Raw genomic sequence first — 25,034 nt, 5'->3', positions numbered from 1 at the left:
GGCTACTCATCCGGGAGTAGAACCCGCGCTTCTAAGTCGCGGCCCCGGTGGGATATTCTTGTCTGCAACCATTCTCCCATGACTCGACTCACCAGTCCACTGACGAGTCGACTCGCGTGTCAGTCGCGACGCGGCTCTATTCGAATGAGGTCGGGGTCGAACTTCACGTGACCCGGCGCGATGGGTTCGATGGTCACCGTTACCAGCTCGTCCACGAGCATCCGGCGGCGGTCCATGTCCAAGGCCTTCCACTTCGACTCGACGACCTCCCGGCGCTCCATGGTGCCGAGCGACTCGTCCACGTCCCCCAGCAGCTTCGCCGCCACCGACACCGAGCGGTCGAGTATCTCCTCGTCGATCTGGTCGATGCGGGCCTTTCCGCCCCTGATCGCCTCCGTGATCTCCAGGACGGGCTGGCGCACGTCCAGCAGCAGCGGGCTCAGCTCCTTGACGCGCTCGACCAGAGCGTTCCGCTCGGTCAGCAGCGCCTCGCGGTCCGGCCCGTCGTCCTCCTGCGGCATCACGAGGTCGTGCACGTCCACCGACGACAGGCGGGTGAGCACCGCCTCGGTGACCATCGCATCGACGGGCTCGCGCTGGCGGGTGAGGTGGAACTGCTCGCCGCAGCGGTACGTCGGCTGCTTGCGGCTGTTGGTCCCCGAGACGAGCGTCGCGCCGCACTTCCCGCACAGGCCAATCGTGGACAGGAGGTACTTCGGCTGGTTGCCCTGCCTCGCCGACCTCCGCACGTTGTCCTCCAGCTTTGCCACCGCGGCCCGCCACGTCTGCTCGCCAACGATGGGCGGGAACGCGTCGCCCTGCACCGGGTACAGCTCGCCCGAGGCGTAGTGCTTGATGTAGCCAGCGTAGAGCGGGTTCGCCAGCAGGTACCGCACGGCATCGACGGAGAACGCCGACCCGCGCGCGGTCAGATGACCGGCGCTGTTCAGGTCCTCGCGGATGCGACGGATCGACAGCGACGGCTCGCCGAGGAACGCATCGAAGGCCCGCCGTACGGCGTCGGCCTCCGCCTCGATCAGCTCACCCTCCCTCGTCCAGCCGAACGCCTTCCAGGAGGACGCCGGGATGCCCTCGGCGCGGCGGCGCTCGTTCGACCTGATCTGACGCTCCGCCTTGCGGCGCGCCTCGAACCGCGCGAGAGCGGCGAGCATCGTCGCCCGGAACTCGCCGTCCGCCGTCGAGAGGTCGATCTCGCCGTCCACGGTGACGACGCGCAGGCCGAGGTCGATCAGCGTGTTCAGGTCCTTCGTGCTGCGCAGGAGGCGGTCCATGTCCACGGCGACGACCATCGAGAACCTGCCCGCGCGGGCGTCGTCCAGCATCTCGGCCCACCGGGTGCCAGCGCGGCGCTTCTTCGTCGCCGACACAGCGTTGTCGTCGTAGACCTCGACGACCTCCCAGTCCTTGGCCTCGGCGAGAGCCCTGATCTTCCGCAACTGGGTCTCGACCGTCCACCGGTCGCCCTTGCGATCCATCGAGGCGCGGACGTACGCGGCGACCTCGTTCGTCTTCCTCAGCGATACCAGTTCAACCATGCAACCAAGCTTACGTGAACGAGTGTTGCAACCGCGACATGCGCTAGCGCATGTCGATCACCCCGGTACCGATCTCGATCCGCTTGGTGCGGGCACCGATCGCGGCGAGCAGCGGGAACGGCGAACCGAGCTGCCGGGCGAAGTGGTGCACCCGGAAGTACGCCCCGTCACCGCCGAGCTCCTCGGTCGCGACGGCCAGGTCGATCGACTGCAGCAGCGCATCGGAGGCGGTGCGCACCTTGGAGTAGGGCGTCTCGCTCCAATGGCCGAAGTTCAGGAAACCAATTTTCTTCACACTCGTTCAACAGTCAACTACTTGGTGGTATTCCCGGCACGCCCCCGCGACCGGGACCGCGGCCCGGTTCTATACTGATTCGGATCACGGGAGTCCGGGGCACCGGGCTGAGAGGAAGGTCAGACCTTCGACCGTCACACCTGATCTGGGTCATGCCAGCGCAGGGAGGCCTCTTGCACCAGCCGCCGCTGGGCCCGTGCGAGCAGAGAGGCACACGATGAGCAACCAGAAGCACGAGCAGGCTCGCGTCGACGACCAGACCCGGCCGGACAGCGGTGGTCGGCACCGCTGGCGGGTGGTCGACATCGTCGTCGCGGCGGTCCTCGGCGTCGCCTGCGGCCTGATCTTCTTCGGCTGGAACTCCCTGGGGTACGCCTGGTACTCGGCGATGGATGCGCTCACCCCGGGCCTGGGTGGCCTGGCCGCCGGCGTCTGGTTCCTCGGCGGCCCGCTCGGCGGGTTGATCATCCGCAAGCCCGGTGCGGCGCTGTTCGTCGAACTGGTCGCCGGTTTCGTCTCGATGGCGCTTGGCAACCAGTGGGGCTGGGAGACGATGTACTCCGCACTCGCTCAGGGGCTCGGCGCGGAGCTGGTCTTCGCGATCTTCGCCTACCGCCGCTTCGGCGCGATCGTCGCCATCCTGGCCGGCCTGCTCGCCGGCGTCGGCGCCTGGGTCAATGAGTTCATCCTCGGCAACTGGTCCAAGTCGGCCGGTTACAACACGCTGTACCTGATCTGCACCGCGCTCTCCGGTGCGGTGCTGGCGGGCCTGCTGGCCTGGCTGCTGATGAAGGCGTTGGCGCGTGCCGGGGCGCTGGATCGCTTCGCCGCCGGGCGCGAGTCCAGGCGGCTGGTCTGAGCAACACCACCGACCCGGCCGCCACCCCGCTCGCGGTCCGCGCCGAGGGCTGGGGTTGGCGGCATGCGGGGCGGCGCGCCTGGGCGGTCACCGACCTCGATCTGACCATCGAACCGGGTGAGCGGGTACTGCTGCTCGGCGCGTCCGGGGCGGGCAAGAGCACCCTGCTGCACGCGCTGGCCGGTGTGCTCGGCGGCGCCGAGGAGGGCGAGGAAACCGGCCGGTTGCTCGTCGGCGGCAAGCATCCCTCCCGGCAGCGCGGCCGGATCGGGCTGGTCCTGCAGGACCCGGAATCCCAGGTGGTGCTGGCCAGGATCGGTGACGACGTCGCCTTCGGACTGGAGAACCTCGGCGTACCGCGGTCCGAGATCTGGCCGCGGGTCAGCGAATCCCTGCACCGGTTGGGATTGCGGATGCCGTCGGATCATCCGACGAGCCAGCTCTCCGGCGGGCAGAAGCAGCGATTGGCACTGGCCGGAGCTGTCGCCATGCGCAGCGGGCTGCTGCTGCTCGACGAACCCACCGCCAACCTCGACCCGGTCGGCATCGAGGAGGTCCGGGCCGCGGTCAGCGAGCTGGTCGCCGACCGCTCGACCACGCTGGTCGTGGTCGAGCACCGGGTGGATCTCTGGCAGGACCTGGTGGACCGGGTCGTGGTGCTCGACGCCGGCGGTGGCGTACTCGCCGACGGCCCGCCCGACCGGGTCTTCGCCGAGCAGCGGGACCGGTTGCTGGCCGCCGGGGTCTGGGTGCCGGGCGTACCGCTGCCCGAGGTGGCCGTGCCCACGCCACCGGCCGATGCCACCGAGCTGCTGGTCGGCCGGGGGCTCGCCATCGGTTACGACACCGTGCTGCGCGATGGCATCGACGTCACCCTCCCGGCGGGCACCTCCACGGTCTTCACCGGCCCGAACGGTGCCGGGAAGACCACCCTGGCGCTCACCCTGGCCGGGTTGTTGCCCCGGCTCGGCGGTGACCTGGTGGCGGCTCCGGAGCTGCGGCCCCCCGCCCGGCGACGTGCCTTCGGGCGTACGCCGAATCCGGCCGATCCGGCGACCTGGCGCTCGGTGGATCTGCTGCCCCGGATCGGTACGGTCTTCCAGCAGCCCGAGCACCAGTTCGTCGCGGCCACGGTCCGCGAGGAGCTCGCCGTCGGGCTGCGGGCGCTGGGCGTCCCCGCCACCGAGATCACCCGGCGGGTCGAGGAACTCCTTGCCCTGTTGCATCTCGAACCGCTGGCCGCGGCGAATCCGTTCACCCTCTCCGGTGGGCAGAAACGCCGGCTCTCGGTCGGTACGGTGCTGGCCACCGGCCCGCGACTCATCGTGCTCGACGAGCCGACCTTCGGCCAGGACCGGACCACCTGGCTGGACCTGGTACGCCTGGTCGCGGGCATGCTGGGTGAGGGGCGTGCGGTGCTCTCGGTCACCCATGACGAGCCGTTCATCGAGGTGCTCGGGCAGCGCCGGTTGGCGGTGGCGGCACGATGACCGAGAAGGCGAACACGCTGCTGGATCGGTTGAATCCGGTGACCCGATTCGCGATGGCGCTGGTGCTCTCGATCCCGCTGATCCTCACCCTGGACTGGTTGAGTGCCGCGGTCGGGCTGGTGCTGGTGCTCATCGCCGCGCTGGTCTGTGGATTCCCGCCGCGGCTGATCGCCCGCCGGCTGGCGGTGCTGTTCGTGGTCGGGATGCTGGCGGCGATCTCGATGGCACTGTACGGGCGCCCCGGTGGCGCGGAATGGTTTGCCTGGTTGCTGATCCGGGTCACCGACAACTCGCTGCTGCTGGCGGTGGCTGTGTTGTTGCGGGTGCTGGCGCTCGGCCTGTCGGCGGTGCTGCTGTTCGGCGATGTGGACCCCACCGACCTGGCCGACGGATTGGCGCAGGTGGCCCGGTTGCCGGCGCGGTTCGTGCTCGGCGCGCTGGCCGGGATCCGGATGCTGGGGCTGTTCACCGACGACTGGCGGAGCCTCGGACTGGCCCGCCGCGCCCGCGGCCTCGGTGACACCGGACGGGTCCGGCGCTGGTTGTCGATGGCCTTCGCGCTGCTGGTGCTGGCGATCCGGCGCGGCAGCCGACTGGCCACGGCGATGGAGGCGAAGGGTTTCGGCGCGACCGGTCCGGATGCTCCGGAACGCAGCTGGGCAAGGGAATCCCGGCTGCGGGGCGCCGACGCGGTGGGTGTGCTGGTGTGTGCGGTGATGGGTGCGGTCGCGGTCGGCGCCGCGGTCTGGTTCGGCACCGCCAACTGGGTGGGCTCGTGATCGCCGAGGCGCTGGCACCGCTGCTGCAGCCGGGACTGACCGGGCCCGGGCGATGGGTGGCGCTCCTCGACGGCGGCTCCGGATCCGGCAAGACGAGCACCGCGCACGAGCTCGCCCGACTTCTCGATCCGGCACCGCGGGTGGTCAGCCTGGACGACTGCTATCCCGGCTGGGACGGCCTGACCGCCGGCGCAGCGATGGTGACCGCCGACATCCTCTCGGACCGCGCGGGTTATCGGCGCTGGGACTGGGCCGCCGATCGGCCCGGGGAGTGGGTCCCGCTCGACCCGGCCGCGGATCTGATCATCGAGGGGTGCGGGGCGATCACCCGGGCATCGGTCGCGCTGGCGTCGGTGTCGGTCTGGTTGGAACTGTCCGAGCCGGTACGCCGCCAGCGGGCGCTGGCCCGGGACGGTGCCGCCTACGAGCCGCACTGGGAGCGCTGGGCGGCCCAGGAGCGCCGGCACTGGCTGCAGGATCGGCCGCGGGACCTGGCGGATCTGGTCATCGAGCTCGACTGACGATCATCGAGTAACTGCCCCGGCGCAGCGGAGCGGAGCCGGGGCAGCGTGTCGAGATGGCCGATGGAAGAATCGGGCCATGACGAGCGAACGGCAGAACGCCGAGATCGAGGGCTACCTGGCCAGCTACCGGGAGCTGATGGGTTTCGTGCCGCCGCGGGTCGCGGCTCGCTTCGAGTCGCTGCGCTCCAGCAACCCGGAACTTCTGCTGGCACAGGAGAAGGCGCGAGCGCTGGTGTCGAACCCGGCCGACCTGGACCAGCTGACGGTGCAACTGATGCTGTTCGCGATCCTGGCCAGCCGACTCAGCGATGCGGCGAAGCTGCACGGCTGGGCGGCGCGGCGTCAGGGGGCGAGCTGGGAGCAGCTGCAGCAGACGCTCGATCTGGCGTACCTCTTCGGTGGTCAGTCGGTCGCCAACCGGGCACCGTCGGTGCTCGCCGAGATCCGGGAACTGGAGGAGCGTCACGGCCTGCCGGAACGCTGACGCTCATCGAGTGGTCCGGCGGTGCCGACGCGAAGCGAGGCAGCGCCGGACGTGTCGAGATGTGCCGATCGAGGTGGTTCATCTCGACACGGTCGCTGCGCGACCTACTCGATGAACGTAGGGGACACGGTCGCTGCGCGACCTACTCGATGAACGTATGGGTCAGGCGGCGAGTTGGGCGTGTTCGCGGAGCTGGGCGGGGGTTGGCAGCGGGGTGAACCCGAAGAACTCCAGATAGGCGGGGATCTGTTCGAAGAGCATGTCGGTGCCGACCTGGGTGGTGCAGCCGCGCTGCCGCGCCGCCTGCAGAAACGGTGTCATCGCCGTGGTCATCACCACCTCCCCGACGAAGGTGCCGGGTGCCAACCGGTCCACCGCGACCGGCATCGGGTCACCCGGGTTCATCCCCATCGGAGTCGCGTTCACCACCACATCGAAACCCGCCGGATCGCTGCTCCCGGTCTGCACCTCGAGTGCCGGATGGTGGCTGCGCAGCCGGTCGGCCAGGCCCAGCATCACCGGCTCCCGGGTATCGAACACCGCGATCCGGGAAACCCCTGCCGTGGCGAGGGATGCGGCGATCGCCGATCCCACACCACCGGAACCGACGACCAGCGCGGACAGGCCCTGTGGTGGGCGCCCGTTACGCCGCATGCCGCGGACGAACCCCTCCCCGTCGAACATGTCCGCGACCAGGCGCCCGCCGGGTTCCACCCGGACCGCGTTGGCGGCACCGGCGATGGCTGCAGCGGGGCGGACCTCGTCGACCAGGTCGAGCACCGTCACCTTGTGCGGCATGGTGACCAGCGCCCCGCGCACATTCGTCGCCTTCATCAGCAGCCCGAACTCGGCGGCGAACTCCGTGGCCCGGACCCCGAGCGGTACCACGCAGGCATCGATCCCGGCATGGGCGAACCACGGGTTGTAGATCATCGGTGCCTTGAACGAGTGCGTCGGATCACCGAGGTGCAGGAGCAGGGTCGAGTTTCCCGTGAGCATGGGGATTCCTCTCGTTTCCGGGGGTGGGTACGGTGACCGTGCTGCCGGTGCGGGCGGCGGTCAGGATCGCGTCGATGGTGGCGACGGCCGCCAGCCCGGCGGCACCGTCACACACCGGTTGCTGGTCGCCGCGGATCACCGCGGCGAAATGCGCCAGCTGGGCGTCGATCGGGTCGACGGCCGGGACCGGCACCCTCTCGCCGATCAGCGGCTCGGTCCAGGAAGCTTCGCCGGCAAAGGACTTCAGCCGCATGGTCGGGATGGCGAGTGAGCCCTCGGTGCCCATCACCACATAGGCGTCCTCGTCGTCGTGGTGGTCGTAGTCGGGGTTCTCGCCACTGGTCTGCTCCCACGACCGCGCCGAGGCCGCCACGTCGGAGAGCAGGAAGCTGCCGAGCGCCCCGTTCGCGAACCGGAGCAGGATTCCCGCGGTGTCCTCCACCTCGAATCCGCGGGCGGCGGCCGAGGTCATCGCCTGCACCTCGACCACCGGGCCGAGCAGTTGGTGCAGGTTGTCGACCTCGTGGATCAGGTTGAGCTGGATCGGGCCGCCACCGCTCCGGCGTCGCCAGCCACCGCCGACCTCGAAGTAGTCATCGGGTTTGCGGAAGCAGGCGCTGCCCTGGACCGCCACCAACCGGCCCAGCCGACCGGAGGCGATCACCTCGCGGGCGGTCCGCATGATCGCGGAGTGGTTGCGGTGGTGGCCGGTCAGCAGTGGTACGCCACCGGCCTGCGCGAGGGCCACCAGGTCGGCCGCCTCGGCGACCGTGGTGGCCAGCGGTTTCTCCACCAGCACAGGGATCCCGGCCCGCAGCACCGCCAGTCCATCGGCATGGTGCTGCAGGTTCGGGGTGGCCAGGATCACCCCGTCCGGGCGCTGGTCGGCGAGCAGGTCGGCCACCGAGGCGTACCCCGGGACCGCCAGCTCGTCGGCGATCTCGGCGGCCGCCGGGGCCGGGTCCGCGATCGCGCAGACCTCGGTCCCGGCGTACGCCTGGATCGCGGCGAGGTGCCGGCGGCCGATCAGCCCCGCCCCGGCCACGGCGACCCGCAGCATCAGGACCGACTCCCGGACTCGGCGCGCAGCCGCAGGTACTCCTCCTGGGGGATCGGCTGGGCATCCTTCTCACCGAGCTCCTGCACCGGGATCCGGTAGGTCTCCCGCGCCGAGAGCGCCGCCAGCGCGGAGATGATGGTGATCGCGAAGGTGATCGAACCGATCTTCCACCAGATGCCGGTGCTTCCCGGCGGCGCCACCAGGGTGAAGATGGTGGGCAGGAAGGCGGTCAGCATGGTGCCGACATTCTGCGCGATGGCCATCGAGGTCACCCGGGTGCGGGTCGGGAACAGCTCCGGGTAGAACGACGGGAAGATGCCGTTGTAGCCCTGGTAGACGAATCCCCACATGGCCAGCGAGAACACGATCGCCAGCGTCACGCTGCCCTGTCCGATCGCCCACAGATAACCGAAGGACAACGCCCCGGAGGCGAGACAGCCGACGATGATCGGTGGTCGGCGCCCGATCCGGTCCGAGAGCCTGCCGACCATCGGGATGACGATGCAGGCCAGGATGTTGCCGAGCACCGGAATCCACAGATAGACGTCCTTGTGCATCCCGATTCCGTACGCCTTCTGGGTGGCGTACGCCGCCCCGAAGATCGTCGCCACGGTGGGGATCACGTTCATCAGCGCCATCAGCACCACCCGGATCATGTTCGGTCCGGTCTCGGTGAACGCGGCGGTGATCGGGTTGACCTTCGCCAGCTCGCCCTGGTCGACCTCGCGGACCTCCTCCTTGAAGGCCGGGGTCTCCGGGACTCGGCGCCGGATCAGGTAACCGGCGATGACGACCACCACCGAGAGCACGAACGGGATCCGCCAGCCCCAGGAGTTGAAGGCCTGCTCGGGCAGCAGCCGGGCGAGCGGGATGAACACCGCCGCCGCCAGGATCTGGCCGAACTGGGTGCCCTGCAGGGTGAACGAGGCGAAATAGCCACGCCTGCCGAACGGTGAGTGCTCGATGATCATCGACGAGGCACCGGAGATCTCACCGGCGACCGCGAAGCCCTGGATCAACCGCAGCACCACCAGCAGGATCGGCGCCAGCGCCCCGACCTGCTGATAGGTGGGCAGGAAGGCCACCGCGAGGGTGGACACGCCCATCAGCATCATGCAGAGCACCAGCACGTTCTTGCGCCCGTGCACGTCGCCCCAGCGGCCGAGGAAGAAGGCGCCGATCGGGCGGGCCACGTAGCCGACGCCGTAGGTCGCCAGCGAGGTCGCGATGGCGACGGTCGGGTCACCCGAGGGGAAGAAGATCTGCGGGAAGATCAGGGCCGCGGCCTGGGCGTAGATGAAGAAGTCGTAGTACTCCAGGGCCGAGCCGATGAATCCGGAGGCGGCCGCCTTCCGGGGGCTGCGCTCGCCCTGCGGCTCGTGGTCACCGGCGCTCAGTCGGGCACCGCCAGCAGCGTTCGTCATGCTGCCACTCCATTCGTCGTTGGATGGTTGGGTCTGGCTGGGTTGTCCGGTCCTGCCGTCTCAAGCAATGAACCGTCTGGTACAAACAATGTACGAGACGGTACATTAATCTCGTCTTGCTAAGTTTCACAAGGGGGTGAGCGGAACTTGTCCAGTTATGCACTTCAGAAATGTGTGTTCGACCACCTGCGTCGACTCGAGGACCCGAACAGCGATCGGGCCGCGGACGATCTGGTGACCGAGGGTTATGAACTCGATGAGCGAGAGAGGGCGGCCGCACGCAACGGGGACGTGGCAGAGTTCCACGACCTGGGTGTGCATCCGGTGCTGATCAACGGCTACTGCCGCGCGAACGGCTGGAAGCGCGCCGACTACAAACAGTTGTTCCGGGCCGAACAGATCCGGCAGGCGGAGAACACCGGGAGGACCCGATGGCAGAAATCGTGACCGGCTTCTCGGCATCGCACGCGCCGATGATGTCGGCGGACCCGGGGTCCGCCCCGCCCGGCCAGGCCGAGCGCTTCTTCGCCGCGATCGACCGACTCACCGAGTCGGTGCGCGAGAGCGACGCCCAGGCCCTGGTGATGGTCTCCGGTGAGCACTTCAGCAACTTCTTCCTCGACAACCTGCCGCAGATCTCCATCGGTCTGGGCGAGACCCATCTGGGTCCGGTGGAGAAGTGGCTCGGCATCGACCGGGTGGTCATCCCGGGGCAGCCCGCGCTGGCCGACCACATCCTGGCCGGGTTGATCGAGCGCGACCAGCTCCCGGCGCTGTCGCACCAGCTGATCGTCGACCACGGTTTCATGACCGTCTACGACAAGATCTCACCGAGCAAGGATCTGCCGCTGGTGCCGGTGGTGGTGAACTGCACCACCCCGCCGCTGATGACGCTGCGGCAGGCATGGAACTTCGGGGTCAAGCTCGGTGAGACGATCCGCGACTTCGACGGCCTCGATCGGGTGGCGATCTGCGGTGCGGGCGGCGTTTCGCACTTCGTCGGCGAGCCGCGGGTCGGCGATCTCGATGAGGACTTCGATCGCTGGTTCCTGCAGATGCTCGAGGACGGCTGTCCCGACGAGCTGCTGGATCTCGGCAACGAGGAACTCGCCCAGGCCGGCAACGGCACCGGCGAGGTCCGTGCCTGGGTGATGGTCGCCGGGGCGATGGCCGGATCGAAGACCGAGGCACTCGCCTACGAGCCGATCTACGAGTGGATCAACGGCATGGCCGCGGTGCTGCACACGCCCGTCCGGGGTGGCGCCTGATGGGGCGCACGGTCGTCGACGTGCACGCGCACGCGATGCCGTTGACGTTGCTGGAATGGCTCGCGGACCAGGAATTGGCCGACCTGTCCCGCAAGGACGAGCGGATCGTGGTGATCGACCCGCGGGTCTCCGGGGTCGGCGCCGGGGCGCCGCTGCCGCTGCCCGAATCGATGTATGACAACACCGTGCGGCGCGCCGAGATGGAACAGCAGGGTGTCACCCATCAGGCGATCTCGCTGCCGCCGTTCCTGATGGGTTCGACCTGCGACGACAGCGAGCTGGTCGGTGAGCTGGTACGCCGGGGCAACGACGCGCTGGCCGAGCTGGTCGCCGGCGACGACGCGCTGATCGGACTGGTCGGCGTACCGCTCGGCCACCCGCAGGCCGCCGACGAGGTCCGCCGCGGACTGGATTCGCTGGGGCTCGGCGGGGCCGCGATCGGTTCCCGGGGTGCCGGCCGGGATCTCGACGATCCGGTGAACGCACCGGTCTGGTCGCTGCTCGCCGAGCGTGAGGTGTTCACCTTCCTGCACCCCTCGGCGACCCCGGAACCGCCACGGATGAAGGACTTCTGGTTCCCGCAGCTGGTCGGCTATCCGATCGAGACGGCGATCGCCACCGCCCGGTTGGCGTTCTCCGGGGTGCTGGAGGCGAACCGGTTCCCGCTCTGCCTGGCGCACGGCGGTGGCTGCCTGCCGGCGCTGCGCGGGCGTCTCGACATGGGCTGGGACCGCAAGCCGGTGGCGCACACCACCGAACTGCCGCCGAGCGCGATCTTCGAACGGCTCTACTACGACACCGCGGTCTTCGATCCGGTGCTGCTGCGCCGGCTGGTGGAGGACGTCGGGGCCGAGCACGTGCTGGTCGGCACCGACTACCCGTTCGACCTGGCCGATCGCGACCCGGTGGGCGCGGTCGAGGCGGTCGGACTGTCGGAGCAGGAGCGGGACACCGTGCTCGGCGGCTCGGCCGCCAGGTTGCTGGGGATCGGCTGACCGATGCCCGGGGTCACCAGCTCAGTCGTCGGGCGTGCACAACCAGGCGAGCACCGAGTCGACCGCGATCTGCCGCAGCCGCGCGCGATGCGCCGGGTCGGCCATGTCGTAGGCGAAGATCGCGGCGATCGAATTGCGGTTGTTGACCGAGTACATCGCCAGCGACATCACCAGCAGATGCACCTCCATCGCCGTCGCCCGGCGGGGGAAGGTGCCGTCGGCGTGGCCGCGTTCCAGCACCTCGTCCATCAGATCGATGACCGGCGAGTTCAGCGCCATCGCCCGCTCGGAACGGCGCAGGAACTGGGCGTGGTGGATGTTCTCGATCGACACCAGCCGGCACAGCTCGGGATGCTCCCCGTGATAGTCGAACTCGAAGCGCACGATCTCGGCCATCGCCTCGGTCGGCGACAGGTCACCGAGGGCCAGATTCTGTTCCTCGGCACGGATCTTGGCGTACGTCTCCTCCAGCACCGCGGTGTAGAGACCGGCCTTGCCGCCGAAGTAGTAGTAGATCATCCGCTTGGTGGTGCGGGTCTTGGCGGCGATGTCGTCGACCCGCGCCCCGGAATAGCCCACCCGGGCGAACTCCTCGGTGGCCACCGCCAGGATCTCGGCCCGGGTCCGCGCGGCGTCGCGCTGCAACTCGGCCGGTGCCTGGTTCGACATCCACTCGCCCCTTCGCTGATACCAACTACGTGCCCAGTGTTCCACGCCGCCCAATCGGCGAGGCGTGCGGCGGGGCCTGAGGAGAATAGCCATGAGTGATTTCGTCGCCGTGCTGAACGGCCCGAACCTGAACCTGCTCGGCCAGCGGCAGCCCGAGGTCTACGGCCACGACACGCTGGCCGACGTGGAGCGGTTGTGCACCGAGACCGCCGCGCGATTCGGGATGGAGGCGCGCTGCCTGCAGAGCAACCATGAGGGTGTGATCCTGGATGCGGTGCACCAGTGGCGGACCGAGGCGGCCGGTTTCGTGGTGAACGCGGGTGGCTGGACGCACACCTCGGTCGCGCTGCGGGACGCCCTGGTGACGATCGCCGGACCGCTGCTGGAGGTGCACATCTCCAATGTGCACGCCCGCGAGGAGTTCCGGCACCACTCGTATCTCTCACCGATCGCCAGCGGCATCATCGTCGGCTGCGGCGTGCAGGGTTACCAGTTCGCGGTGGAACGCATCGCCGCACTGCGGGGGCAGTGATGCGCAAGGGCATCGCGACGGTCTCGGTCGGCGGCACGCTCACCGAGAAGCTGGACGCGATCTCCGCGGCCCGTTTCGACGGTATCGAGATCTTCGACGCCGACCTGATCTCCGCCCCGCTCTCCCCCGCCGAACTCGCCCGCCGCTGCGCCGATCTGGGGTTGAGCATCGACCTGTTCCAACCGGTCCGCGATGTGGAGGGTACGCCGCCGGAGCGCTTCGATGCGGTGCTGCACCGGGTGCGGTCCAAGCTGCGGGTGATGGGCGAGCTCGGCGTGGATCGGATGCTGATCTGTTCCAGCGTCGCACCCGATGCGATCACCGAGGACCGTGACCTGATGGCCGAACAGCTGGCTGCGGTGGGTGATCTGGCGGCCGAGGCCGGGGTGCTGGTCGGTTACGAGGCGCTGGCCTGGGGGCGGACCACCAGCCGCTTCGTCGACTCCTGGGATGTCGTGCAGCGCTGCGATCACGCGAATGTCGGGGTGGTGGTGGACACCTTCCACATGCTCGGCCGCGGTGACGGACCCCAGGCGCTGGCCGGCGTACCGGGTGAGCGGATCGCCTTCCTGCAGGTCGCCGACGCGCCGCGGATGGGCATGCAGGTGCTGGAGTGGTCCCGGCATTTCCGCTGCTTCCCCGGTCAGGGCAATCTCGAGGTGGCCCCGCTGGTCGCCGAGGTGTACGCCCGGGGGTATCGCGGGCCGCTGTCGCTGGAGATCTTCTCCGACGTGGTCCGGGAGGCCGACCCGCGCGCGACCGCGCTGGATGCGATGCGCTCGTTGCTGCATCTGGAGGAGGAACTGCGGGAGATCTGGTCGGCCGAGGGTGCGGGTACCCGACGGCCGCGGGTGGAACTCTTCGATCCGCCGCCGGCGCCCGAGCGGGTGGACGCGGCCTTCGTGGAGATCGCGGTCGGCGGTGAGTTCGGCTCCGGGGGGATCCAGCAAACCCTGTCCGGGTTGGGATTCAGCCAGGTCGGTACGCATCGGGGCCTGCCGGTGCACTGGTGGCGCAACGGTGATGCACACATCGTGCTGAACGCGTTGCCGACCGCGGCGCCGCTGTCGGTGACCGCGCTCGGGGTCGGCGTCGGCGATCCGTTGGATGTGGCCTCCCGGGCCGAGGCGCTGCTCTGGCCGCGGGCGCGATCCCGGCGCCGACCGGGGGATGCGCCGCTGCCCGGATTGGACACCCCGGGTGGGTTGGCGGTCTTCCTCTCCGCCGGTGAGCACGGGGACGGCTGGCAGGTCGACTTCCGCGCCCCGGCCTCCGTCACGATGGCTGAGCGAGCGAGGAACGAGCGAGACGAAGCCACCGACGCACCGCTCGCCGAGGAGGGCACCGGGCTGGGCATCGACCACGTCGGTGCCTCCATCGACCCCAACCTGCTGCCCGCGGAGCAGTCGTTCTTCCGCACCGTGCTCGGGATGCGGGCCGGGGCATTGAGCGAGTTCATGCAGCCGGGTGGGCGGATGCGGTCCCGGCCGCTGACGCCGGCGGTCGGGGATCTGCGGGTGATCGTCTCGGTCGACGACGGTACCCGCCCCGATGAGGCACGCCGGGGCTTGAACCAGGTGGCGATCGCGGTCTCCGACATCTTCACCGTCGTCGAGCAGGCCCGTCGAGCGGGGTTGAAGCTGATGCCGGTGCCGGACAACTACTACGTCGACCTGGCGGCCCGCTTCCCCGACCTCGATGCGGAGCTGGTCACCCGGTTGCGTTCCGGCGGCGTCCTCTATGACCGCGACGAGACCGGTGGTGAACTCTTCCACGTCTACACCCCGATCCTCGGGAACGGCTTCTATCTGGAGGTGCTGCAGCGCACCGGCGGGTACGCCGGGTACGGCGCCCCGAACACCGTCATCCGGTTGGCCGCCCACGCCGAACAGCGCGAACGCGATCCACTGGAACGGTGAGCCGCTCATCGCACCCGACGCTCATCGAGTAGCCCTGCGGTGCCGCGGGATCCGACGCTCATCGAGTAGCCCTGCGGTGCCGCCGCGAAGCAAGGCAGCGCGGGGCGTGTCGAGATGAGCCTCCGCTGCGTACCGGCTGAGCGACGCCCTGCGGCCGAGCGGCGTTCATCTCGACCCGCTCGCTGGCGCATCTCGGGGGTTGAGCGTGTGGGCTCTCAGCCGACGTGCGGGTCGACCCGGAGCCGTTCGCGGGCCCGGATGAATTCCTCACGCAGCTTGGGATTGCGGCCGGTCTCGCCGAAGAGCGGCAGGTCGAGGAAGGCACCGGGGGTCTGCTCGTCGCGCTGGGCGGCGGCGACCACCTCGTCGCGTCGGCGGTCGTTGATCTCGACCCCGGAGGCGAGCCGCTGGCACCAGGCAGCGATGGTCAGCGTGCTGCGTTCGATGCGGCCGTCGCCGGCGAGCTGGTCGGCGATCACCGGCAACAGGAAGGTCGAGATCCGATCGGAGGCGTCGGTCACCAACCGTTCCAGGGTGTCGCGCACCGCCTCGCTGCCGTAGCGTTCCAGCAGCTGGGTGCAGTAGCGATCCAGATCGATTCCCGGCACCTCCGGCAGGGTCGGCAGCCCCTCCTCGCGGAGATAGCCGTCCACGAACTCCGCGAACTTCGGATCGCGCATCACCTCGTGCACCTCGGTGGCACCGGCGAGCAGGCCGAGCTGTCCGATCACCTGGTGCGAGGCGTTCAGCAGCCGCAGCTTCATCATCTCGTAGGGGGTGACGTCCTCGACGACCTGGACGCCGGCCTCCGCGAGCGCAGCCAGCTCGGGCCGACCGTTGCTGAACGAATCCTCGATCACCCACTGGGTGAAGGATTCCGAGCGCACCGGCCACCGATCGCCGATACCCAGCGCGGCGACGTCCGCGCGGACCTCCTCGCTGGTCGCGGGGGTGATCCGATCGACCATCGAGTTCGGGAAGGCGACATTGTCGGCGATCCAGTCGGCGAGCTCGGGATCGGTCCGGGCGGCGTACCCGAGAATGGCCTCCCGGGCCACCCGCCCGTTGTGCAGGATGTTGTCGCAGGAGACGACCGAGTACGCCGGCAGCCCGCGTTCGCGGCGGGTGGCCAGGCCGGTGGTGATCAGCCCGAGTACGCTGTCGGGGGTGGCATCGTCGACGCCGTAACCGCCCTCGGTGATGGTCAGGGTGACGATCCGGGTGTCCGGGTGGGCCAGTCGTTCGATCACCGCGGCGGGGTCGTCGGGGGCGTGCAGGTGGGCGAAGTGCGAACCGATGATCCGGACGGTTTCGCGGCCGTCGGGGGCGACGGTGAGCAGTGTGTAGAGCTGGTCCTGGGCGTTCAGCGCGTCGCGGATCGCGGTGTCCTGCGGCAGCGTGCCGACACCGCAGATTCCCCAGTGCTCGCCGCGGGCGAGGAGTGCGTCGAAATACATCGCCTGGTGGGCGCGGTGGAATCCGCCGACGCCGAAGTGCACGACCTTGATCCCTTCCGGGTCGCGCGGATAGTCGGGGGCGGTGACGGGTGCGGTGAACCGTGGCAGGTTCGCCGCGGTGAGTGGGGTGGGTTCGTTGTCCAGTTGCACGATCAGGTCAGCCCTTTCCCGGCTCTGCTCGACGACTTCGGCGTTGACGGCGTCCACGTCGCGCACCCACGAAGCGGCCTGCTCGGTGGCGTACCCGAACGAACGGCGCCGTCCCAGCAGCCTACGCGCGCGCTCGGTGGCGGGGGTGTCGAGGTACCAGACCTCATCGAGCACCCCGCGGACCTCCACCCACGCTTCGTCGTCGTGCACCAGATAGTTGCCCTCGGTGATCACCAGCGGCACCTCGACCGGGATCGGGATGGCGCTGCCGATGACGGTCTCGATGCTGCGATCGAACACCGGGGCGTAGATCGTGCCGGTGCGCTGGTCGCGGAGCCGGCCCAGCAGGGCGAGGTAACCGTCGGTATCGAAGGTGTCCGGAGCCCCCTTGCGATCCCGGCGGCCGAGGCGTACCAGTTCGGTGTTCGCCAGGTGGAAGGCATCCATCCCGACCAGCACCGCCCGGTCGCCGAGGGCGGCCGCCAGTGCCCCGGCCAGATGGGACTTCCCGGTCCCCGGCGGCCCGGTGATCCCCAGAATGCGCCGCTCTCCGGGTCGGATCCAACGGCGCACCCGGTCTGCCAACTCCTGAACGGTCACTCGCACCCCAGCGAATCTACGGGGTAGGGCGATCCATCGAATCCCAGGTGCACCCGTCGCGCGCTGCAGCACTCGATGGATGGCCCGAGGGCTCGATGGATCGCACCACTCCTCAGGCGAGCAGGCCCCGGCTGCGGGGCTGACCCTCCATCACCTGTTGCAGCAGCTCCACGGTCTCCTCGTCCAGGTCGATGTTGAGCCGGCGGGCATGCCGGACCATCCGCAGCGCCAGCCGTTCCACCTCGGCAGGGTTGTTGGCACGGTGCTCGATGCGCACCCGCAGGCAGAGCAGCCGCTCGTCCTCCGGGGCGGCGATCAGGGCCCGGTTGGCCGCCCAGCGGGCCAGGTCGAGGTCCCCGCGCTCCAGCGCCCGCGCGCCGAGCACCAGACCGATGTCGCGGACCATCGAGGCGATATCGGTCCGCAACTCCTCGGCCCAGTGCCACTGCCCGGGTGCGGCGTCGGCGATCGGGGCGCCGCGGACCAGCTCCAGGGCCTGCACCAGGTTGCCCTCGGCGCACCGGTCGATGCCACCGAAGGTGAGCAGCTGGATGCGCTGCCAGTCCGAGGAAACCGCACTGTGCAAGGAGATCCGTCCGGAATAGGCGTCCGGCAGATAGGGTTCGCCGGCGCCGTCGTCACCCAGCCAGGCACGGAGCCGGCTCATGTTGGAGCGCCGGGTGCCCTCGGCGACGAACAGCGCGTTGGCCATCATCGCCGAGGTGGCGTTCGGGTTCTCCAACAGCCAGGCGCAGTATTCGATGCACTGCCGGCGGGCCCGGGTGGGCGTCTCACCGCGGGCGCCGACCAGCTCGACCGGGCCCATCAACAGGACCAGCGGGTGCGCGGCGGCGCTCGTCCGGGTCGCGGTTGGGTGCAGGGTCGGTTCGTGGGCGTCCATGGCAGCGGGCTCCTCGGTGCTCGGATCGGCCCGCCTCGGGCCCAGTGGGGTGACGTTCGGGTAGGGGTCGGGCGATTCGGCGTACTCCTCGACCGGGGCGGACCACCACGGCGCAGGCCGGGTCACGGTGGCATCGGTACGCTCCAGCAGCCCGACCAGGTTGGCCCGGGTCTGCGCGCCCAACTGCTGGGCGCGGAACTCGATCCCGTTCGGCAGCACCGACAGCTCGGGCGCGGTACGGATCTCGGCGCCCGGGATCCGCGGATCGGCGACCACCGCGATCAGCAGGCGGGCCTCGGTCAGGGCGGAGAGCCGTTCCAGTTCACCGGCGGCGAGCGGATCGTGGATCAGCAGCACCCGCGGTCGCCACGCCTCCGCCAACTCCGGCCGGGTGCGCAGATCGCGGGGATGGCGGTCGGTGTCGGGCCGGCGGGCCCGTTCGGCCTCCAGCTCGTCGAGCACCGGGGACAGGGTGGGTGACACCCGGATGCCGACCTCACCGACCGCCTCGGGCAGGGCCGCGTCGGCACCGATCACGGTGATCGACTGGCCCGCTCCCCACCAGGAACAACCCAGCTCCAGCAGCAGTGCGTCGAGCACGCCGGCCACCGGTTCCGTATCACCGGCCAGCCCGAGCAGGCCGATGGTCTCCAGATCGTGCAGCAGCAACCGGTCGTCGGGCAGCTCGCCCAGGCAGACCACGCTGGGATAGGGGCAGGGTTCACCCTCGAGCCCGAGCCCGGCCAGCTCGGTGGCCCCGGTCGCGTCCAGCCAGAGGTGGGTGGCATCGGCGTGGAAACCGACCGGCAGGGTGCCCGGAATCCGGTCCACCGCGATGCTGATCCGGTCCTCACCGACCAGGATCGCCCCGAGGGACGGCAACGGCTCCCCGGCCGCGCGGTAGTGCCGGCCGAGGGCGCGCAGCGCCAGGTCCAGGGTGGTCAGGGTGAGCGGATCCTGGGCCTGGCCGAGGGCGCTCTCCAGGTGTTGTTGCGGCGGGGTCGGCGGCAGCAGCTGCCGGCCGGGTGGCCGCCGGGTGAGCTGGACCTGGCGGCGGACCGCGACCCGGCCGAGCAGGGCGGCCGCGGTCAGCGAACTGATCCCGGCGGCGGCCAACGCGATCCGTGCGGCGGGGGTGAGCGCGGGGTCCGCGGGCGTCCGGGTCTGGTTCGCCACCGGTTCGGCGGCCGGCGGGGGCGGTATCGCGGCCGGCATGGCGCACAGCTGGGCGGGTGCGGTGCCCGGTGTCGGCGTGGCGGTCGGCGGTGGCGCCGGTGGCGGGTCGGGTGCCGGTGGCGGGTCGGGTGCCGGTTCCGCTGCCGGCGCCGGTTGGATCCCGGGCAGGCTCAGCAACCAGCCGACCTCGATCTCGTCGGGATCGGTGACGAACGGATTGGCCTCGGCGATCCGTGCCCACTGCCGGCCGTCACCGTAGTGTTGTTCCGCGATCGTCCAGAGGCTCTCCCCGCGCTGCACCCGGTGCCGCAGCCACTGTTCGGCGGCAGGTTCCGAGGCCGGGGTCGGGGTCTGGTCGGCGGTGGCGACATGGTCGGGGGTCGGCACCGGGTGGGTTCCTTCGGGTGGCAGTGCCGATGCGGTGGCCGCCGGTGCGGTGAGCATCGCCGCGACGCTCACCAGCAGCACCGAGGCGAGGGCCTGCGGGCGGGAGAGACCCGGTAGCCGGACCCGGATCCGCCGCCCGCTGAGCATCCCGAGCAGCTCACCGAGCACCGACAGGGAGAACACACCCCAGGCGAGCCAGCCGAGGAGGGTGAGCACACCGAGCAGCAGGGTGCCGTTGTCCGGGGTGAGCAGCACGGCGGGGAAATCGGTCGACAACCGGGCCAACTCACCCAGCCGGCCGGCGCGGAGCAGCAGCCAGGGCGCGCCGCCGATCGTGCCGAGCAGCAGCGCGAGGGCGAGCAGGCCGCGGACGAATCGCATCAGCGCCTCCGGTAGGTGTCCAGCGCCGAGACGGCCTCGGCGGAGGCGTCCACCGAACCGGGCAGCCCGAACCCGATCAGGTCGGCCAGCTCGACCCGGCACTGCACCCGCGCGGTGACCTGGGCCGGCGTACCCACCGCGACCGCGAAACCGCTGACGTCGACGCTGACCGACCGCCCGGTGCAGCGCAGCCCCGCGGTGGACAATCCGGTGGCGGCCGCCGCCTGGGCCTGCTGCCGTGCGGCCCCGGGATCGCGGGCCAAGGAGGCGGCCCGCGCGGCACTGTGCGCGACATCGGCGACCGCGGCACGGGCGAACCAGACCCGGGCACCGCCGACCATCACCGCCACCACCATCAGCACCACCGGTGTCAGCACCGCGACCTCGAGCGCGGTCGCCCCGCGCTCACCCCGGCGATCGGCCTCATCGCGGCGCCTCATCGGTGCTCCACCGGTGAGCTGGCCCGTTCGGTGACCCGGCTCATGCCGAGGTCGACGAGCAGGGGGATCCGGCCGGTGACCTCGACATCCACGGTGGAGGAGCTGCGGCGTACCGAGACCTCCACACCGGTGAGCCCGCCCGCGGCCGCGATCGATGCCGCTGCGCTCGACCCGGCACCCTGCCCGCTGCCGAGCGCGGACTCCGCCTCGGCCGCCGCCGCGGCGGCATGCAGCACGGTGTTCCGGCCGTGCCACCACAGGCCCGCCTGGATGCCGCCGAGCAGGGTGAGCAGCAGCACCGGGGTGAGCATGGCCCACTGCACCGATTCGCTGAGGCCCCGCTCATCCCTGGTGTGCACGATGGCTCACTTGGGCAGTTTGCCCTGCACATAGACGGTGACCGCCGCGATCACCAGACCGGCGATCGTCACCGCCCCCGCCAGCAGGATCGCGTTCTCCGTCGACTGCGACAGGCCCCGCTCGTCGCGCCTGGGCGGCGCGCTGCCACCCATCGCGGCGAGGGTCAGCAGGACCCCGAGCAACAGGTGCAGCGGATTGGTGCGGGTCATCGTTGGTCTCCTTCGGTGCGGGCCCCGGGTGGTTGCTGAGTGCTCCCACCCTCTACAGGCCGATTTCTGGGGGTCGATGTCAGCCGATCAGCCGAATCAGTGGGGGTACCAGGAAGATCAGACCGAACACCATCGCGGGGATCGCCATGAACACGGTCATCCGTTCGCTCACCGCGTGGGCGGCGATCCGGGCCTCGGTGAGGTGCGCGTCGCGCAGCTCGCGTACCCGGGCCCGCAACGTGCCCGCCACCGCCGCACCCTGTTCGTCCAGCTGCATCACATCGGCGATGTCGGCGAGCTGCGGCAACCGGAGCCGGTCGGCCAGCCGGCGCAGCTCGGCGTACGGTGCCTGCTGCTCCAGCCGGGCACGCAGCAGGGCGCCGCGGATCGCCAGGAACAACGGATGGTCCGAGGCCATCGCCGCCGACTGCAGCGACTGGGTCGCCGACCGATTCGCCAACCGTTCCAGGGTGACCAGATCGAAGTAGCTGAACAGTGCCTCCTGGGCGTCGCTGCGCGATCGTTCGCCGGCGCGCTGCAGCTGGACATCGGGCGCGAACCAGCCGGCCAGCATCCCGACCAGGGCGAGCACCGCCGGTACGGTCACCGGGATGCCGACCGCGATGGTGAAGACCGCACCGAGGATCGTCGGCACGCACAGCCCGAGCAGCGCCAGCACGAGTTTGTCGGCGAAGAACTCGGCCACCGACTTGTTGCGCAGCTCGAGCAGCCGCAATTGGCTGCTGTGCAACGGAATCGGGCTGTGCTGGTAGAGCCACAGCCCGGCCCGTTCACTGCCCCGGGTCGCGCTCGCCGTCGGGGCCGTCACACCACCGGCGGGGTGGCCGTCCAGTTCGGCCAGCGCATCGGCCAACCGGGGATGGCTGCGACGCAGACCGTACGCCACCGCGGCCAGTCCGCCGGCGATCAGCATGCCGGTGAGCAGGACCAGTCCGGAGAGCTGCTGGCCGGTCATTCCGCGCCCGTCTCGACCCGATCGGCGGCCTGTTGGCCGGAGGTGAGGATCCGTTCCCGGCGGACCGGCGCGGTCATCCGCCGCATCGCGACGAGGGCAGCGACGTAGGCGGCGAGCAGCACGGCCAGGATCAACTGACCCAGCGGGGTCCGATAGGGCGCGAAGAACTCACCCCCGGTGAGCAGCGCGCCGCCGAGCACGAGCACGCTGATCACCGTGACCTGGCGTACCACGACCCGCGGCTTCGCCCGCTCGGATTCGATGTCTCGCAGGGCTTTCAGCCGTTCGCTGATCGAATCGGAGAGCTCGTTCAGGGTCAGCGTGGCGCCGGTGCCACCCCGATGCGCGGCCAGGGTCAGCGCGGCCAGCACCGCATCGGCATCGGGACTGTGCAACCGGTCCGCGAGCTCGGTGAGCGCGTCGCGGGTGCTCCACCGCTGATCGAGCCGGCCGACCAGGTGCCGCAGGTGTGGTACGAGCAGTTCGGGGGCGGTCCGCACCGAACCGCGGATGGCATCGACGATCGACTGGCCGATCGGCAGCGTCGCCGCCAGCGACCGCACCCAGCGATCCAGCGCACCGAGCAGTTCGACCTCGCGATTGGGCGGATCACCCAGCAGATAAGGGATACCGAGCACCAGCAGGGGCGCCAGCGGGATCAGCAGCAGCCACCCGGTGGCCAGGTAGCCGATCAGCCCGGCACCCAGTGCGATGAGCAGCAACCGGTCCCGGCGCCGACCCCTGGGTCCAGGCGGTCGCCGGCTGAGCCGCGCCCAGCGCTGTGCCAGGTTTTCCCTGCTGGATGAGGTTTCGGCGACCGGTCGCGGGATCAGACCGTGGACCAGCATCAGGATTCCCGCCGCCAGCAGCGCGCCCACGGCGGCCGCGAGTGCGGCGTTCACGACCGCCCCGGCCAGGCGGCGGCGTACCGGGCGAGTTCCTGGCTGGTCAGCGGATCGGGCCGGAAGAAGGTCTCCGGGTCACCCGGGCCGAGACTGCGGTAGCACAGATGGGTGGTGGGCCGCTCACCCTCGAAGGTGCCGGTGAGCTGGCGGATCTCGGAGACGAACCGCTGCCGGGTCCCACCGCGCCAGGTGTCGTCGATGAGCGTCACGTGCACCAGGAAGCCGATGTTGTGCGCGATCTGGCGGTAGGCATCGGCCATCTGCAGGGACCCGCCCTGGGCGATCCGCATCGCCAACCGGTCCATCGTCGCCGAGGCCGAGTGGGAGTGGGTGGTGCTCATCGTGCCGGCCCCGGCGCTCATCGCCTCGAACATGGCCGCCGCCTCGACGCCGCGCACCTCGCCGACGACGATCCGGGTCAGGTTCTGCCGCAGCGCCTCGGGCAGCAGATCGGCCACCGTGTATTCACCGAGCGGCCGACCGTCCTGGCGTTCCCCGAGGCCGATCCGCGCCTGCAGGGCGATCATGTTGCGGCGGGTCGGCTGCAGATGGGTGAGCAGTTCGTAGTCGGTCTCGATCGTCCCGAATCGTTCAGTGTCGGGGATCGCCGCGATCAGGGCGCGGAGCAGGGTGGTCTTGCCCGCGCCCTGGTCACCGGAGATGACGATCGACCGCCGGTCCTGGATGGCCGCGTGCAGATAGCGTGCGACCGCCTCGGGCAGCATGCCCGCAGCGACCAGATCGGGCAGGGTGACATCGACCAGGGTGTGCTGCCGGATCGTGACCGAGGGCCGGAAGGCCAGTCCGAAACCGATGGCGTGCAACCGGAAACGGTCGCCCAGCGCCAGGGTCATGGTGGGATGTGCGTCGTCGAAGGGCCTGCTCGGGCTGGCCTGCTCACCGAGGAAGCGGATCGCCTCGACCAGTTCGTCGTCGCTGTCCGCGACCGGTGGATGGCTGCGGCGGGTGCCGTCGGCGTATTGCACGACCACCGAGTCGTGCCCGTGGATCTCGATGTTCTCGGCCTCGGCGATCTCGAACAGCGGTTGCAACCGGCCGTAACCGAACATCGCGCTCTCCACCGCGCGGGTGTACGCCTCCTCGAGCTCGGTGGACCACATCGCCTGGCCCTCGGCCTGCAACTGCTCGGCGCGTTCGTGCACCACCCGGCGGATCGTGGCGTGGCTCATCCGACGTCGATCCGATTCGCTCAGCGGTCGTTGCTGATCCGCCTCGTGCTGCAGCTGTTCGGTGATCCGCGTGCCGGCGGTACGCCGCAGCGCCACCACCAGGCCCCAGTCCACCGCTCCCTCGGCGCGGCGCACGGGGCGGTGGGTCTCGGCGAGCTGGTCGGGACTGAACGCGGTGGGGATGCCGGTGATCAGCCCGGGGGCGCTGCTGGGGTCGAGCACCGGTGCATGGAACAGTTCGACCTGGTCCAGGCGAACCTGCGGCCCGCTGCTCATGAGCGGACCTGGGTGGTCTGGGTGCGGATCGCCAGGGAGGACACGGCCGAGCGGATTCCCTTCACCAGTGGGGAATGGGTGAAGCGGCGAGGTGCCGGGTCACCATCGGACCAGACCCGGGCCGCAGCCGGATCCTCCGGCAGACTCGCCCAGACCTCGACGCCGAACTGTTCGGCGATCTCCTTGGCCCCATAGGGATTCCCGGGGCCGATCAGCAGCAGTCCGAGCGCGGTTCCGGAGCCGAGCTGGTCGATCCGCTGCTGCAGCACCGGCAGCTGGAGGCGTACGCCGGCGAGCTGCCGCAGCGTGCAGCGGGTGACCACCAGGACCACATCGGCGGCCGCGGCGAGCGGGGCGGGCAGGCCCTCACCGATCCGACCGGCGTCGACCACCACACCGGTGCCACCGAGGGAGAGCCGGTGCAGGGTGTCGGCGAGTTCACCCCAGACGGGGCCGAAGAGCGCCGGCGCGCCGGGATGGCTGAAGCCGGGCAGCAGCATCCGGCGGTGCTCCTCGTCCGCGCTGCCCAGCCGCAGGCAGTGCACGGTCAGCTCGGCGGCCAGCGGACGACGCTCCCGTTGCACCCGGGCGAGACCGGTCAGGCCGCGGCCCAGACCGGAGACGCCGTGCAGGTGCCCGGCGAGGATCGCCTGCGAGGGCTGCCGGTCGGCATCGACCAGCAACGAGTCCCCCGACCAGTGCAGCGCCAGCCCCAGCGCGGTGGTCGTGACTCCCGGAGCACCGGCCGCGGAGGTGAGCAGCAGCAGCGCCAT

At 70.2% G+C, this 25,034-nt stretch carries 25 protein-coding genes and 1 riboswitch; of the genes, 10 read left to right on the top strand and 15 right to left on the bottom strand.

Features of this window, described 5'->3' with window-relative positions; translation table 11 throughout:
• Positions 1–119: 119 nt before the first annotated feature.
• Together C8D81_RS11870 and C8D81_RS11865 are read right to left on the bottom strand one after the other, a co-directional pair.
• Positions 120–1,556 carry a recombinase family protein gene (locus tag C8D81_RS11870; RefSeq protein ID WP_133626132.1) on the bottom strand — a complete coding sequence of 479 codons (1,437 nt, stop codon included), beginning with the start codon at positions 1,554–1,556 and terminating at the stop codon, positions 120–122.
• 43 nt (positions 1,557–1,599) lie between these two features.
• The gene (locus tag C8D81_RS11865) at positions 1,600–1,851 is read right to left on the bottom strand and encodes an LLM class flavin-dependent oxidoreductase (RefSeq protein ID WP_208109242.1); all 252 of its coding nucleotides are present in this window, start codon (positions 1,849–1,851) and stop codon (positions 1,600–1,602) included.
• Between the two features lie 76 nt (positions 1,852–1,927).
• A riboswitch (TPP riboswitch) is annotated at positions 1,928–2,035 on the top strand.
• Positions 2,036–2,068: 33 nt separating this feature from the next.
• On the opposite strand from C8D81_RS11865, the gene C8D81_RS11860 reads away from it, so the two are divergent.
• From C8D81_RS11860 to C8D81_RS11840, 5 genes are all read left to right on the top strand, one after another.
• On the top strand, positions 2,069–2,710 hold the full coding sequence (locus tag C8D81_RS11860; RefSeq protein WP_094356834.1) for an ECF transporter S component: 642 nt from the start codon (positions 2,069–2,071) through the stop codon (positions 2,708–2,710).
• A complete protein-coding gene (locus C8D81_RS11855; RefSeq protein WP_133626131.1) occupies positions 2,707–4,200 on the top strand; it encodes an ABC transporter ATP-binding protein in 1,494 nt (497 codons plus the stop codon). Before C8D81_RS11860 ends, C8D81_RS11855 begins: the two co-directional genes overlap by 4 nt.
• The gene (locus C8D81_RS11850; RefSeq protein WP_133626130.1) at positions 4,197–4,979 is read left to right on the top strand and encodes an energy-coupling factor transporter transmembrane component T family protein; all 783 of its coding nucleotides are present in this window, start codon (positions 4,197–4,199) and stop codon (positions 4,977–4,979) included. Before C8D81_RS11855 ends, C8D81_RS11850 begins: the two co-directional genes overlap by 4 nt.
• The gene (locus tag C8D81_RS11845; RefSeq protein ID WP_208109241.1) at positions 4,976–5,500 is read left to right on the top strand and encodes a nucleoside/nucleotide kinase family protein; all 525 of its coding nucleotides are present in this window, start codon (positions 4,976–4,978) and stop codon (positions 5,498–5,500) included. The genes C8D81_RS11850 and C8D81_RS11845 overlap by 4 nt, the downstream gene beginning before the upstream one ends.
• Positions 5,501–5,579: 79 nt before the next feature.
• Positions 5,580–5,987 carry a carboxymuconolactone decarboxylase family protein gene (locus tag C8D81_RS11840; protein ID WP_133626129.1) on the top strand — a complete coding sequence of 136 codons (408 nt, stop codon included), beginning with the start codon at positions 5,580–5,582 and terminating at the stop codon, positions 5,985–5,987.
• 162 nt (positions 5,988–6,149) lie between these two features.
• On the opposite strand, the gene C8D81_RS11835 is transcribed toward C8D81_RS11840, so the two are convergent.
• Genes C8D81_RS11835 through C8D81_RS11825 form a run of 3 tightly spaced genes read right to left on the bottom strand, consistent with a single transcriptional unit; the run spans position 6,150 to position 9,470 of the window.
• Positions 6,150–6,986, bottom strand: coding sequence for a shikimate dehydrogenase family protein (locus C8D81_RS11835; protein WP_133626128.1), 837 nt, complete (start codon positions 6,984–6,986; stop codon positions 6,150–6,152).
• Entirely contained in the window at positions 6,946–8,046 is a 1,101-nt protein-coding gene (locus tag C8D81_RS11830; protein WP_133626127.1) for a Gfo/Idh/MocA family protein, read from the bottom strand. The genes C8D81_RS11835 and C8D81_RS11830 overlap by 41 nt, the downstream gene beginning before the upstream one ends.
• A complete protein-coding gene (locus C8D81_RS11825; RefSeq protein ID WP_133626126.1) occupies positions 8,046–9,470 on the bottom strand; it encodes an MFS transporter in 1,425 nt (474 codons plus the stop codon). The genes C8D81_RS11830 and C8D81_RS11825 overlap by 1 nt, the downstream gene beginning before the upstream one ends.
• Positions 9,471–9,644: 174 nt before the next feature.
• On the opposite strand from C8D81_RS11825, the gene C8D81_RS11820 reads away from it, so the two are divergent.
• The 3 genes from C8D81_RS11820 to C8D81_RS11810 are packed head-to-tail and all read left to right on the top strand — an operon-like array spanning position 9,645 to position 11,733.
• Entirely contained in the window at positions 9,645–9,917 is a 273-nt protein-coding gene (locus C8D81_RS11820; protein WP_094356841.1) for a hypothetical protein, read from the top strand.
• A complete protein-coding gene (locus C8D81_RS11815; protein ID WP_094356842.1) occupies positions 9,902–10,738 on the top strand; it encodes a DODA-type extradiol aromatic ring-opening family dioxygenase in 837 nt (278 codons plus the stop codon). Before C8D81_RS11820 ends, C8D81_RS11815 begins: the two co-directional genes overlap by 16 nt.
• Positions 10,738–11,733, top strand: coding sequence for an amidohydrolase family protein (locus C8D81_RS11810; RefSeq protein ID WP_133626125.1), 996 nt, complete (start codon positions 10,738–10,740; stop codon positions 11,731–11,733). The genes C8D81_RS11815 and C8D81_RS11810 overlap by 1 nt, the downstream gene beginning before the upstream one ends.
• A gap of 21 nt (positions 11,734–11,754) precedes the next feature.
• On the opposite strand, the gene C8D81_RS11805 is transcribed toward C8D81_RS11810, so the two are convergent.
• Positions 11,755–12,402 (bottom strand): TetR family transcriptional regulator, encoded by a 648-nt coding sequence (locus tag C8D81_RS11805; protein ID WP_133626124.1) that lies wholly within the window; start codon positions 12,400–12,402, stop codon positions 11,755–11,757.
• 91 nt (positions 12,403–12,493) lie between these two features.
• Here C8D81_RS11805 and aroQ point away from each other — a divergent pair, with 91 nt between their 5' ends.
• Together aroQ and C8D81_RS11795 are read left to right on the top strand one after the other, a co-directional pair.
• On the top strand, positions 12,494–12,934 hold the full coding sequence (aroQ, locus tag C8D81_RS11800) for a type II 3-dehydroquinate dehydratase (RefSeq protein ID WP_094402236.1): 441 nt from the start codon (positions 12,494–12,496) through the stop codon (positions 12,932–12,934).
• Positions 12,934–14,853 carry a sugar phosphate isomerase/epimerase and 4-hydroxyphenylpyruvate domain-containing protein gene (locus C8D81_RS11795; RefSeq protein ID WP_133626123.1) on the top strand — a complete coding sequence of 640 codons (1,920 nt, stop codon included), beginning with the start codon at positions 12,934–12,936 and terminating at the stop codon, positions 14,851–14,853. Before aroQ ends, C8D81_RS11795 begins: the two co-directional genes overlap by 1 nt.
• A gap of 215 nt (positions 14,854–15,068) precedes the next feature.
• On the opposite strand, the gene C8D81_RS21270 is transcribed toward C8D81_RS11795, so the two are convergent.
• The 9 genes from C8D81_RS21270 to C8D81_RS11750 all read right to left on the bottom strand — a co-directional run bounded on the left by C8D81_RS21270 (position 15,069) and on the right by C8D81_RS11750 (position 25,034).
• Entirely contained in the window at positions 15,069–17,066 is a 1,998-nt protein-coding gene (locus tag C8D81_RS21270; protein WP_133626122.1) for a nucleoside/nucleotide kinase family protein, read from the bottom strand.
• Between the two features lie 106 nt (positions 17,067–17,172).
• Positions 17,173–19,905, bottom strand: coding sequence for a LysM peptidoglycan-binding domain-containing protein (locus C8D81_RS11785; RefSeq protein ID WP_133626121.1), 2,733 nt, complete (start codon positions 19,903–19,905; stop codon positions 17,173–17,175).
• A complete protein-coding gene (locus C8D81_RS11780; protein WP_133626120.1) occupies positions 19,905–20,345 on the bottom strand; it encodes a TadE/TadG family type IV pilus assembly protein in 441 nt (146 codons plus the stop codon). The genes C8D81_RS11785 and C8D81_RS11780 overlap by 1 nt, the downstream gene beginning before the upstream one ends.
• Positions 20,342–20,704 (bottom strand): TadE/TadG family type IV pilus assembly protein, encoded by a 363-nt coding sequence (locus tag C8D81_RS11775; protein ID WP_094431351.1) that lies wholly within the window; start codon positions 20,702–20,704, stop codon positions 20,342–20,344. Before C8D81_RS11775 ends, C8D81_RS11780 begins: the two co-directional genes overlap by 4 nt.
• A 6-nt stretch (positions 20,705–20,710) precedes the next feature.
• Positions 20,711–20,914 carry a hypothetical protein gene (locus C8D81_RS11770; protein ID WP_094426336.1) on the bottom strand — a complete coding sequence of 68 codons (204 nt, stop codon included), beginning with the start codon at positions 20,912–20,914 and terminating at the stop codon, positions 20,711–20,713.
• Positions 20,915–20,993: 79 nt separating this feature from the next.
• Positions 20,994–21,890: a hypothetical protein gene (locus C8D81_RS11765; protein ID WP_094431354.1), complete on the bottom strand. Its 897-nt coding sequence runs from the start codon at positions 21,888–21,890 to the stop codon at positions 20,994–20,996.
• The gene (locus C8D81_RS11760; protein WP_133626119.1) at positions 21,887–22,792 is read right to left on the bottom strand and encodes a type II secretion system F family protein; all 906 of its coding nucleotides are present in this window, start codon (positions 22,790–22,792) and stop codon (positions 21,887–21,889) included. Before C8D81_RS11760 ends, C8D81_RS11765 begins: the two co-directional genes overlap by 4 nt.
• Positions 22,789–24,261 (bottom strand): CpaF family protein, encoded by a 1,473-nt coding sequence (locus tag C8D81_RS11755; protein ID WP_133626118.1) that lies wholly within the window; start codon positions 24,259–24,261, stop codon positions 22,789–22,791. The genes C8D81_RS11760 and C8D81_RS11755 overlap by 4 nt, the downstream gene beginning before the upstream one ends.
• A complete protein-coding gene (locus C8D81_RS11750) occupies positions 24,258–25,034 on the bottom strand; it encodes a P-loop NTPase family protein (protein ID WP_094356855.1) in 777 nt (258 codons plus the stop codon). The genes C8D81_RS11755 and C8D81_RS11750 overlap by 4 nt, the downstream gene beginning before the upstream one ends.

This window comes from Enemella evansiae, assembly GCF_004362375.1.
Classification (GTDB): domain Bacteria; phylum Actinomycetota; class Actinomycetes; order Propionibacteriales; family Propionibacteriaceae; genus Enemella; species Enemella evansiae.
Note: the sequence above shows the minus strand (reverse complement) of the source record. Positions and strands in the feature narration are given on the sequence as shown.

Excerpts from the sequence above, each read along its gene's own strand:
- C8D81_RS11870 (WP_133626132.1), bottom strand. The coding sequence starts at position 1,556 with ATGGTTGAACTGGTATCGCTGAGGAAGACGAACGAGGTCGCCGCGTAC.
- C8D81_RS11860 (WP_094356834.1), top strand. The coding sequence starts at position 2,069 with ATGAGCAACCAGAAGCACGAGCAGGCTCGCGTCGACGACCAGACCCGG.
- C8D81_RS11850 (WP_133626130.1), top strand. The coding sequence starts at position 4,197 with ATGACCGAGAAGGCGAACACGCTGCTGGATCGGTTGAATCCGGTGACC.
- C8D81_RS11840 (WP_133626129.1), top strand. The coding sequence starts at position 5,580 with ATGACGAGCGAACGGCAGAACGCCGAGATCGAGGGCTACCTGGCCAGC.
- C8D81_RS11835 (WP_133626128.1), bottom strand. The coding sequence starts at position 6,986 with ATGCTCACGGGAAACTCGACCCTGCTCCTGCACCTCGGTGATCCGACG.
- C8D81_RS11830 (WP_133626127.1), bottom strand. The coding sequence starts at position 8,046 with ATGCTGCGGGTCGCCGTGGCCGGGGCGGGGCTGATCGGCCGCCGGCAC.
- C8D81_RS11825 (WP_133626126.1), bottom strand. The coding sequence starts at position 9,470 with ATGACGAACGCTGCTGGCGGTGCCCGACTGAGCGCCGGTGACCACGAG.
- C8D81_RS11815 (WP_094356842.1), top strand. The coding sequence starts at position 9,902 with ATGGCAGAAATCGTGACCGGCTTCTCGGCATCGCACGCGCCGATGATG.
- C8D81_RS11810 (WP_133626125.1), top strand. The coding sequence starts at position 10,738 with ATGGGGCGCACGGTCGTCGACGTGCACGCGCACGCGATGCCGTTGACG.
- C8D81_RS11805 (WP_133626124.1), bottom strand. The coding sequence starts at position 12,402 with ATGTCGAACCAGGCACCGGCCGAGTTGCAGCGCGACGCCGCGCGGACC.
- aroQ (WP_094402236.1), top strand. The coding sequence starts at position 12,494 with ATGAGTGATTTCGTCGCCGTGCTGAACGGCCCGAACCTGAACCTGCTC.
- C8D81_RS11795 (WP_133626123.1), top strand. The coding sequence starts at position 12,934 with ATGCGCAAGGGCATCGCGACGGTCTCGGTCGGCGGCACGCTCACCGAG.
- C8D81_RS11785 (WP_133626121.1), bottom strand. The coding sequence starts at position 19,905 with ATGCGATTCGTCCGCGGCCTGCTCGCCCTCGCGCTGCTGCTCGGCACG.
- C8D81_RS11780 (WP_133626120.1), bottom strand. The coding sequence starts at position 20,345 with ATGAGGCGCCGCGATGAGGCCGATCGCCGGGGTGAGCGCGGGGCGACC.
- C8D81_RS11770 (WP_094426336.1), bottom strand. The coding sequence starts at position 20,914 with ATGACCCGCACCAATCCGCTGCACCTGTTGCTCGGGGTCCTGCTGACC.
- C8D81_RS11765 (WP_094431354.1), bottom strand. The coding sequence starts at position 21,890 with ATGACCGGCCAGCAGCTCTCCGGACTGGTCCTGCTCACCGGCATGCTG.
- C8D81_RS11755 (WP_133626118.1), bottom strand. The coding sequence starts at position 24,261 with ATGAGCAGCGGGCCGCAGGTTCGCCTGGACCAGGTCGAACTGTTCCAT.
- C8D81_RS11750 (WP_094356855.1), bottom strand. The coding sequence starts at position 25,034 with ATGGCGCTGCTGCTGCTCACCTCCGCGGCCGGTGCTCCGGGAGTCACG.